Annotated in this window: 8 protein-coding genes; 6 read left to right on the plus strand and 2 right to left on the minus strand. The window is 64.9% G+C overall.

Going from position 1 to position 9,245, the window contains the following annotated elements:
* Positions 1–170: 170 nt before the first annotated feature.
* A complete protein-coding gene (locus FJ423_RS23085) occupies positions 171–458 on the minus strand; it encodes a GIY-YIG nuclease family protein (RefSeq protein WP_140845354.1) in 288 nt (95 codons plus the stop codon).
* 326 nt (positions 459–784) lie between these two features.
* Between FJ423_RS23085 and FJ423_RS23090 the strand changes: the two genes are divergently transcribed.
* Both FJ423_RS23090 and FJ423_RS23095 read left to right on the plus strand, forming a co-directional pair.
* The gene (locus FJ423_RS23090) at positions 785–1,411 is read left to right on the plus strand and encodes a DUF1326 domain-containing protein (RefSeq protein WP_140845355.1); all 627 of its coding nucleotides are present in this window, start codon (positions 785–787) and stop codon (positions 1,409–1,411) included.
* A 31-nt stretch (positions 1,412–1,442) separates the two neighbouring features.
* Complete coding sequence (locus tag FJ423_RS23095) at positions 1,443–2,228, plus strand: DUF2182 domain-containing protein (RefSeq protein ID WP_140845356.1); 786 nt, start codon at positions 1,443–1,445, stop codon at positions 2,226–2,228.
* Between the two features lie 156 nt (positions 2,229–2,384).
* On the opposite strand, the gene holA is transcribed toward FJ423_RS23095, so the two are convergent.
* Complete coding sequence (gene holA, locus FJ423_RS23100; RefSeq protein ID WP_140845357.1) at positions 2,385–3,428, minus strand: DNA polymerase III subunit delta; 1,044 nt, start codon at positions 3,426–3,428, stop codon at positions 2,385–2,387.
* A gap of 454 nt (positions 3,429–3,882) precedes the next feature.
* On the opposite strand from holA, the gene FJ423_RS23105 reads away from it, so the two are divergent.
* The 4 genes from FJ423_RS23105 (at position 3,883) to lpdA (ending at position 9,149) form a co-directional block, all read left to right on the plus strand.
* On the plus strand, positions 3,883–5,115 hold the full coding sequence (locus FJ423_RS23105) for a 3-methyl-2-oxobutanoate dehydrogenase (2-methylpropanoyl-transferring) subunit alpha (protein ID WP_140845358.1): 1,233 nt from the start codon (positions 3,883–3,885) through the stop codon (positions 5,113–5,115).
* A 2-nt stretch (positions 5,116–5,117) separates the two neighbouring features.
* Positions 5,118–6,131, plus strand: a complete 1,014-nt coding sequence (locus FJ423_RS23110) for an alpha-ketoacid dehydrogenase subunit beta (protein WP_140845359.1) — start codon at positions 5,118–5,120, stop codon at positions 6,129–6,131.
* Positions 6,132–6,148: 17 nt separating this feature from the next.
* Positions 6,149–7,516: a dihydrolipoamide acetyltransferase family protein gene (locus tag FJ423_RS23115; protein WP_140845360.1), complete on the plus strand. Its 1,368-nt coding sequence runs from the start codon at positions 6,149–6,151 to the stop codon at positions 7,514–7,516.
* Positions 7,517–7,751: 235 nt separating this feature from the next.
* Positions 7,752–9,149, plus strand: a complete 1,398-nt coding sequence (lpdA, locus tag FJ423_RS23120) for a dihydrolipoyl dehydrogenase (RefSeq protein ID WP_140845361.1) — start codon at positions 7,752–7,754, stop codon at positions 9,147–9,149.
* Positions 9,150–9,245: the final 96 nt, after the last annotated feature.

The raw sequence follows: 9,245 nt of genomic DNA on the forward strand, positions 1-9,245 counted from the left end.
CCGGGAACTGCGAATCCTTCCCTGCGAGAAGATCCCCCGGCAGGACAGAGGAGCGTGCTGTCCCGTCAACCTGTCCTTCGTCATTCTAGGGCGGAGCAAGGAGCGAAGCGACGCGCGAAGACCCTAGAATCCATGCCGTGACGCCTGAGCGCCGCCACGGTGCAGAACGCTCACCAACCAATTCCGCGAAACAGCTCGAACCATTCCGGATTGCTCTTTTCGATCAGTTCAATCTTCCATCGCCGTGGCCAGCGTTTCAGTGACGTCTCACGCTGGGTGGCATCAGCGATGTCGAAATATTCCTCGTACCAGACGAGACGCTGCACACCGCAACGGCTGGCGAAGCTGGAACCTTGGCCATTCTTGTGCTCGGGTATGCGGCGGGCAAGGTCATTGGTGACGCCGATATAGATCGTGCCCCCTTTCTGGCTAGCAGTCATGTAGACATAGCCGGTCATCTGGCGATCCTAGCTGGCGCAGCCATCAGCGCCTATTGTGGACCGCAGCATTCTACGGCGAATGCCATGGCATGGATTCTAGGGTCTGCGCGCGTCGCTTCGCTCCTTGCTCCGCCCTAGAATGACGAAGGATATGTCGGCGGGACAGCGCCCCCTCCCCAGCGCCTTCCGCTTGACAGTCCACGGCAACGGCGTACCCTTATTAGCTTGACCTTAAATTACTGCCCCAGCGTGCCGATCAGTCGCGGTGAGGGCTATCTGCCGTTCTCCGTGAAACGGCACCGCCTCGCCGAAGCCGGACACGCCTGACACAATGGGAGGTGTAAATGGCAGTCAGTTGGCAATTGTCCGGAAATTACTTCGAGAATTGCAGCTGCGACGTCGTATGTCCTTGCCTGTTGTCCACCCGGGCGCAGCTGACATCGAAGCCGACGAAAGGCGTTTGCGACGTCGCCTTGGTCTTTCATATCGACAAGGGCAGTTTCGGGGACGTTCGATTGGACGGGCTCAATGTCGCGATGGTTGCTCACACGCCGGGCCCGATGGCGGAGGGCAATTGGACGGCCGCCGCCTATATCGACGACCATGCGGATGACAGGCAGACCGAAGCGCTGGGCGCCATCTTCACCGGCGCCGCGGGCGGGCCGATGGCCGCCTTCGCGCCGATGATCAGCACCAATCTCGGAGCCAAGAAGGTGCCGATCAGATACCAGGTCGACGGCAAGAAGCGGTCGGTGGAGATTGCCGGCGTGATGCAGTTGGCGGTCGAACCGTTGCCGACAATGCGCGAGGACGGCGAGATGTGGGTGGCCTCCGGCCATCCCGTCAATCCCGACTGGCTCGGTATGGCGATGGGAATGGAAGGCAATACTTTCAGCGACCATGGCATGAGTTGGGACAATTCCCGCCGGAACGCACACTACGCTCCGATCAATTGGTCCGGCCAGCAATAGTCCCGCACGCATGGTCGGAACGGCCTCGCCCATGACGCTGACATTGCAGCGAAACATCATTCTCGCCCTGTTGGGCGCGGTCGCCGCGGCGGCGTGGGTCTTGCTCATCCGGCAGCAGACCGGCATGGACGCGGATATGCGCATGGAGATGTACTCACCCACCATGGGCATGGGGGCGCCGCTGTTTCTTGCCGTCTGGATGATCATGATGATTGCCATGATGTTTCCGACGGCGGCGCCCATGATCCTGACCTTCCACCAGGTCCAAGCCGGCAAACGAGGTCGCGGCGAGGCCTTTGTCGCTACCTGGGTATTCGTGGCAGGCTATATGCTGGTTTGGGGCACGGTGGGCGTTTTGGCTTTTGCCGGCGCCGCAGGTGCCGAGACGCTTGCCGATCATGCGGGATTGTCTACGGCGACGGCCGCGCGCATTGGCGGCGCCCTGCTGATCATTGCCGGCGGCTACCAGCTCTCGCCGCTGAAGGATCTGTGCCTGGCCAAATGCCGCACGCCAATCGGTTTCATCCTGACCTCCTGGCGCGATGGTTCTTGGGGCGCGGTCCGCATGGGCCTTGAGCACGGCGCCTTTTGTCTGGGCTGTTGCTGGCTCCTGTTTCTGGCACTTTTCCCGCTCGGGATCATGAACGTCGCCGTAATGGCCGTGGTCACCTTGCTGATCTTTGCGGAAAAGACCTTCCCGGCGGGAAAGGGCATAGCAAAAGTGTCGGGTGTCGCCCTGCTCCTTTACGGCGCGGCGGTGCTGGTCTTTCCCCAGGCGCTGCCGACCTTTCAGCCGGCCGACATGATGATGAATTGACCGCGGCAGGGCAGGACGAAAAATACGCTGGCGGGACAGCGCCCTTTGGCCTGCCGTCCTTCGCAGCAGCTGCGCTGCAGCTCCGGAGGGGTGGACCGGCCATCTCCCTACAGGGGGAGATCAGCTGTCGCTCCGGCCGCCGCCAGTCGCCGGCGTTTATCTTTGCCCCAGCCTCGCGCTCTCGATGGCAATGCCGAGCAGCGCCTGCCTTGCCAGGGCTTCGGACAGATCGGGCCGTTTGCGGGTCTGCAGCACCGCCGTCTGCAGCCGGCCGAGCGCACGTGCGAGCGCCTCGACGTTCCAGCGCTCCAGCGTCTTTTCCACCAGCTTGCGGCGCGAGAAGAAGACCGGGGGGCGGGCGCCGGCGACGACCGAAGCGGCGTTGCGGCCGCCGGTCTCCATCTGGCCGCGCATCGCCTGGATCGTCTGCAATTGCCGCATCGCCGATGACAGAACCAGGAACGGATGGCCGCCGGACTGGCAGTGACGGTTGAAGGCGATGTCGAAATCGCCGACCTTGCCGTCCAGCATGGCGTCGACAGCGGCGTCGAAGGATGCGCCGGAGACATCGCCGGACAGCGCGTTGACGTCGTCGACGTCGATCTCCTTGTGGCCGTGCGCATAAAGCACCAGCTTCTCGATCTCGCCGCGCGAGGCGAGACGATCGCCGCCGAGATTGCGGCGCAGCGCCCGCCTGGCGTCCAAGGTCATCGACATGCCGGCCTTGCGCAATTCGTCGTCGATCACCGTATCCAGGTCGCGGGCCTCGTCGGCATAGCAAGGCAAGGCAATGGCGTTGCCGGCGGCCTCGACGATGGCGCGCAGGCCGGTGCCTTTCTTCAGGTCGCCGGCTTCGATGAGGATGATGGCGTCGCGCGCGGGCTCGGCGGTCAGCGCCTTGATGTCGTCGGCAAGCGCCTTCTGGCCGCTGGCATTGCGCACCCAAAGCAGCCGCCGGTCGGAAAACATCGGCACCGTGCGCGCTTCGTCGAGCAGCCGCCCCTCATCGCGGTCGACTTCGGCGCCGTCCAGCCTGACCACCGAGAAGGGATCGTCGAGCGGCAGGCCGGTTTTCGCGGCGAAGGTTTTCGCCCGCTCGGCGACAAGGCCGCGGTCGGGGCCGTAAAGCAGGACGATTCCCATGGCCGGATCCGGCTTCGCCAGCCACGAATCGACCTCGTATCCTTTCTTCTGTGCCATGCGGGGTGAGTTAGCACGGGGCGGGGGCCGAGTGAACGGAGAAGCGGCCGGCAGCGCACTTACCTTCTCCCCTTGCGGGAGAAGGTGGATCGGCGCGACAGCGCCGAGACGGATGAGGGGTGTTCCAGCGGAGTGAGACGCTGGTGGCATCTGGAACACCCCTCATCCGTCGCCTTCGGCGACACCTTCTCCCACAAGGGGAGAAGGGGAAGGCCGCGCCCGGCTCCACCTCCCAATCGCATTTTCTGGCGGCAATCGCCCCGCAAACTTCCGCCAAATTGCGCGGCGGGCAAAAACATCGACAAGAAATTTCGCCGCCATATCTGCATCTTGGCGTCTGTGCCGCATCGGTTCCGCGGGGCCGACGACCGGGAGGATGTCCGCCTTCTCGCACGATGAAATGGCGGCGCGGATGTGCAAATATCGCACCGGCAACATTGGAGGATGTGAGCTCATGGCCGACGCTGGATTGTTGCGCTTCCATGTGCCCGAGCCAGAGGTTCGGCCCGGCGGCACGCCGGATTTCTCGAATGTGACCATTCCCAAGGCGGGCTCGGTGCCGCGACCGGAGATCGAGGTCGATCCGCGCACCATCCGCGACATGGCTTTCTCCATCATCCGGGTGCTGAACCGCGCCGGCGAGGCCGTCGGGCCGTGGGCCGGGCTGCTTTCGGACGAGGAGCTGCTCGAAGGCCTGCGCCATATGATGACGCTCAGGACCTTCGATGCGCGCATGCAGATGGCGCAGCGCCAGGGCAAGACCTCCTTCTACATGCAGCATTTGGGCGAAGAGGCGGTGAGCTGCGCTTTCCGCAAGGCGCTCAAGCCGGGCGACATGAACTTCCCGACCTATCGGCAGGCCGGCCTTCTGATCGCCGACGGCTATCCGATGGTCACGATGATGAACCAGATCTATTCCAACGAAGCCGATCCGCTGAAGGGCCGGCAGCTGCCGATCATGTATTCGTCGAAGGAGCACGGCTTCTTCTCGATCTCCGGCAATCTGGCGACGCAGTATATCCAGGCGGTCGGCTGGGCGATGGCCTCGGCGATCTCCAACGATTCGCGGATCGCTGCCGCTTGGATCGGCGACGGCTCGACGGCGGAGTCCGACTTCCATGCGGCGCTGGTGTTTGCTTCCACCTACAAGGCGCCTGTCGTGCTCAACGTCGTCAACAACCAGTGGGCGATCTCGACCTTCCAGGGCATCGCGCGCGGCGGCTCCGGCACGTTCGCCGCGCGCGGGCTCGGCTTCGGGATTCCGTCGCTGCGCGTCGACGGCAACGACTATCTCGCGGTGCATGCGGTGGCCAAATGGGCGGCGGAGCGGGCGCGAAAGAATCTCGGGCCGACGCTGGTCGAATATGTCACCTACCGCGCCGGCGCGCATTCGAGCTCGGACGATCCGTCTGCCTACCGGCCGAAGGCGGAATCCGATGCCTGGCCGCTCGGCGATCCGGTGATCCGGCTGAAGAACCATCTCATCCACAAGCAAGTCTGGTCGGAGGAGCGCCACACCCAGGCGGAGGCCGAGATCCTCGAAACGGTGATCGCGGCGCAGAAGGAGGCCGAAAGCCACGGCACACTGCATGCCGGCGGCAAGCCGTCGACGCGCGACATGTTCGAGGGCGTCTATGCCGAGATGCCGCCGCATCTCAGGCGCCAGCGCCAGCAGGCAGGGGTCTGACCATGCCGAGACGCACGATGATCGAGGCGATCCGTGACGCCATGGACGTGTCGATGGGGCGCGACAGCCAAGTCATCGTCTATGGCGAGGATGTCGGCTTCTTCGGCGGCGTCTTCCGCGCCACGCAGGGCCTGCAGGCCAAATACGGCAAGAGCCGCTGCTTCGACGCACCGATCAGCGAATCCGGCATCGTCGGCTCGGCCATCGGCATGGCCGCCTATGGGCTGAAGCCCTGCGTCGAGGTGCAATTCGCCGATTATGTTTATCCGGCTTACGACCAGATCGTATCGGAGGCGGCGCGGCTGCGCTATCGCTCCAACGGCGATTTCACTTGCCCGATCGTGGTGCGCATGCCGACCGGCGGCGGCATCTTCGGCGGCCAGACGCACAGTCAGAGCCCGGAAGCGCTCTTCACGCATGTCTCCGGCCTGAAGGTGATCGTGCCCTCCAATCCGCATGACGCCAAGGGTCTGCTGATCGCGGCGATCGAGGATCCGGACCCGGTGATCTTCCTCGAGCCGAAGCGGCTCTATAACGGCCCGTTCGACGGGCATCACGACAAGCCGGTGACGCCATGGTCGAAGCATGAGCTGGGCGAGGTCGCGGACGGCCATTACACGATCCCGCTCGGCAAGGCGGCGATCCGCAGGCCGGGATCGGCGGTGACGGTGCTTGCCTATGGCACGATGGTCTATGTTGCCCAAGCCGCGGCCGAGGAGACCGGCATCGACGCCGAAGTGATCGATCTCAGGACGCTGCTGCCGCTCGACCTCGAGGCGATCGTCGCCTCGGTGAAGAAGACCGGCCGCTGCGTCGTCGTGCACGAGGCGACGCTCACCTCCGGCTTCGGCGCCGAGCTGGTGGCGCTCGTGCAGGAGAACTGCTTCTACCATCTGGAAGCGCCGGTGGCGCGGGTCGCCGGCTGGGACACGCCCTATCCGCATGCGCAGGAATGGGACTATTTCCCCGGTCCGGCGCGGGTCGGGCGCGCGCTGATCGAAACATTGGAAGCTTAGAGTGGGGGAGGCCTGAGATGGGCGAGCACGTCATTAAGCTTCCCGATGTCGGCGAAGGCGTTGCCGAGGCCGAGCTTGTCGAGTGGCACGTCAAGGTCGGCGACCTTGTGCGCGAGGACACGGTTCTCGCCGCCGTCATGACCGACAAGGCGACGGTCGAAATCCCGTCACCGGTCGACGGCGAGATCCTGTGGCTCGGCGCCGAGATCGGCGACACGGTGGCGATCGGCTCGCCGATCGTGCGGCTGAAGGTGGCCGGCGAAGGCAATGTGAAAAACACGTCGCCAGGCGAGAGTGGTGCCGACGGCATCCCCGCTGGAGCGAGCCATGGCGATCGTCTTCCCCCTGCGCAAAACGCAGCGCCGTCATCCTCGGGCTTGTCCCGAGGATCCGCTGGTTCGCCGGAACCGGCGGCGTCGCATCCGCGCAGGTCGGCAGATCCTCGGGACAAGCCCAAGGATGACGGCGTTAAGAAGGATCGCGCCATACCCAGCCTTTCGGGCGCGCCGCGCGCGGAAGGCGAGAAGCCGCTTGCCTCGCCGGCCGTCCGCCTGCGCGCCAAGGAAGCCGGCATCGATCTGCGCCAGGTTCCGGGCAGCGGTCCGGCCGGGCGCATCAGCCATGAGGACATCGACGCGTTCCTCGCGCGCGGCCCGCAAGTCGCCCGCGCCGGGCTTGCCCGCAAAGACGGCGTCGAGGACATCAAGGTCGTCGGGCTCCGGCGCAAGATCGCCGAAAAGATGGCGCTGGCGAAATCGCGCATCCCGCATATCACCTATGTCGAGGAGATCGACGTCACCGCGCTGGAGGAGCTGCGCACCACCCTCAACAGGGAGAAGCGCGCCGATCGCCCGAAGCTGACGCTGCTGCCTTTCCTGATGCGGGCGATGGTCAAGGCGATCGGCGAGCAGCCGAACCTCAACGCGCTGTTCGACGACGACGCCGGCATCATCCACCGGCATGAAGGCGTCCATATCGGCATCGCCGCGCAGACGCCGAACGGGCTGGTGGTGCCGGTGGTGAAACATGCCGAGGCGCGCGACCTGTGGGATAGTGCTGCGGAAGTCAACCGGCTGGCCGATGCGGCCAAGGCCGGCACGGCGAGCCGCGAGGAGCTTTCCGGCTCGACCATCACCATCACCTCGCTCGGCGCCATGGGCGGCGTGGCGACCACCCCGGTCATCAATTACCCGGAAGTGGCGATCGTCGGCGTCAACAAGATGATGGTGCGGCCGGTGTGGGACGGCACGCAGTTCATCCCGCGCAAGATGATGAACCTGTCGTCAAGCTTCGACCATCGCGTCATCGACGGCTGGGATGCCGCGGTTTTCGTGCAGCGGATCAAGGCGCTGCTGGAGACGCCGGCGCTGATCTTCGTGGAGTGAGGGAGATGGGGTCGGTCTCGAACGTCGCGGCGCCGAAATGCGCGCTCCCCCTTCTCCCCTTGTGGGAGAAGGTGTCGCCGAAGGCGACGGATGAGGGGTGCTCCAGCGGAGTGAGACGTTGGCTTTCCCTGGAACACCCCTCATCCGTCTCGGCGCTGTCGCGCCGATCCACCTTCTCCCACAAGGGGAGAAGGAAAAGGCGCGTCGCCGCCTCCGCCGAAAGGAAGCAGCCGTCATGAAAGAAATCTCCTGCAAGCTGCTCGTCATCGGCGCCGGGCCGGGCGGTTATGTCTGCGCCATCCGTGCCGGCCAGCTCGGCGTCGACACGGTCATCGTCGAGTTCGGCAAGCCGGGCGGCACCTGCCTCAATGTCGGCTGCATCCCGTCGAAGGCGCTGATCCACGCGGCGGAGGCGTTCGAGAAGATCGCGCATATGGCCGGCGGCAAGGATCCGCTGGGCATCAAGGTCCCCGCGCCGACGCTCGATCTTGCGAAAACTGTCGGCTGGAAGGATGGGATCGTTAGCCGGCTCAACAGCGGCGTGGCCGGCCTGTTGAAGAAGGCCAGGGTGAAGACCGTGCATGGTTGGGCAACCTTCCGGGACGGCAAGACCGTGGAGGTCGAGACCGAAACCGGGACCCAGGTGATCCGCGCCGAGACCGTCGTTATCGCCACCGGCTCGGCGCCGGTCGAATTGCCCTTCCTGCCTTTCGGCGGTCCGGTCATCTCGTCCACCGAGGCGCTGGCGCTGAGCGAAGTGCCGGAGAAGCTCGCGGTCGTCGGCGGCGGCTATATCGGGTTGGAGCTCGGCATGGCCTTCGCCAAGATGGGCGCCAAGATCACCGTGATCGAAGCCCTGCCGCGCGTGCTCACGCAGTATGATGCGGAACTCACCCGACCGGTGCTTAAGCGGCTCGGCGAGCTCGGCGTCGAGGTGATGCTGGGCGTCAAGGCCAAGGGATTGTCGACCAAGGGCGACGCGCTGCTGGTCGAGACGGCAGACGGCAAGAACGCCAAGATCGCCGCCGACAGGATCCTGGTCACGGTCGGCCGCAAGCCGCTGACCGAAGGCTGGGGGCTGGAGCAGATCGACCTCGACATGGCGGGAAAATTCATCCGCATCGACGACCAGTGCCGCACTTCGATGCGCGGCATTTTTGCCATCGGCGACGTCACCGGCGAGCCGATGCTGGCGCACCGTGCCATGGCGCAGGGCGAGATGGTGGCCGAGATCGCCGCCGGCCACAAAAGAAGCTGGGACAAGCGCGCCATTCCGGCGATCTGCTTCACCGATCCGGAGCTGGTCACCGCCGGGCTGTCGCCCGAAGAAGCGAAAGCGCTCGCCGGCGAGATCAAGATCGGCCAGTTCCCCTTCGCCGCTAATGGGCGCGCGATGACGAAACAGGGCGAGGACGGTTTTGTGCGCGTCGTGGCGCGTGCCGACAACCATCTGGTGCTGGGCATCCAGGCGGTCGGGCAGGGCGTGTCGGAACTATCGGCGGCGTTCGGCCTGGCGCTGGAGATGGGCGCGCGGCTGGAGGACATCGCCGGCACAATCCATGCGCATCCGACGCAAGGCGAAGGTTTCCAGGAAGCGGCGCTGAAGGCGCTGGGCCACGCGCTGCATGTTTAGCTCCCCCTTCTCCCCTTGTGGGCCTGTTGCGTAATTGGCTGGTTGTGATTCTCTGAGAAGGAAGCTCGGAGGGAATCGCAATGGCGGTGAAGCAGA

Source organism: Mesorhizobium sp. B2-8-9 (assembly GCF_006439475.1).
Taxonomy (GTDB): Bacteria; Pseudomonadota; Alphaproteobacteria; order Rhizobiales; family Rhizobiaceae; genus Mesorhizobium.

Coding starts and splice junctions, on each gene's coding strand:
- FJ423_RS23115 (WP_140845360.1), top strand. CDS start 6,149: ATGGGCGAGCACGTCATTAAGCTTCCCGATGTCGGCGAAGGCGTTGCC.
- FJ423_RS23095 (WP_140845356.1), top strand. CDS start 1,443: ATGACGCTGACATTGCAGCGAAACATCATTCTCGCCCTGTTGGGCGCG.
- lpdA (WP_140845361.1), top strand. CDS start 7,752: ATGAAAGAAATCTCCTGCAAGCTGCTCGTCATCGGCGCCGGGCCGGGC.
- holA (WP_140845357.1), bottom strand. CDS start 3,428: ATGGCACAGAAGAAAGGATACGAGGTCGATTCGTGGCTGGCGAAGCCG.
- FJ423_RS23085 (WP_140845354.1), bottom strand. CDS start 458: ATGACCGGCTATGTCTACATGACTGCTAGCCAGAAAGGGGGCACGATC.
- FJ423_RS23110 (WP_140845359.1), top strand. CDS start 5,118: ATGCCGAGACGCACGATGATCGAGGCGATCCGTGACGCCATGGACGTG.
- FJ423_RS23105 (WP_140845358.1), top strand. CDS start 3,883: ATGGCCGACGCTGGATTGTTGCGCTTCCATGTGCCCGAGCCAGAGGTT.
- FJ423_RS23090 (WP_140845355.1), top strand. CDS start 785: ATGGCAGTCAGTTGGCAATTGTCCGGAAATTACTTCGAGAATTGCAGC.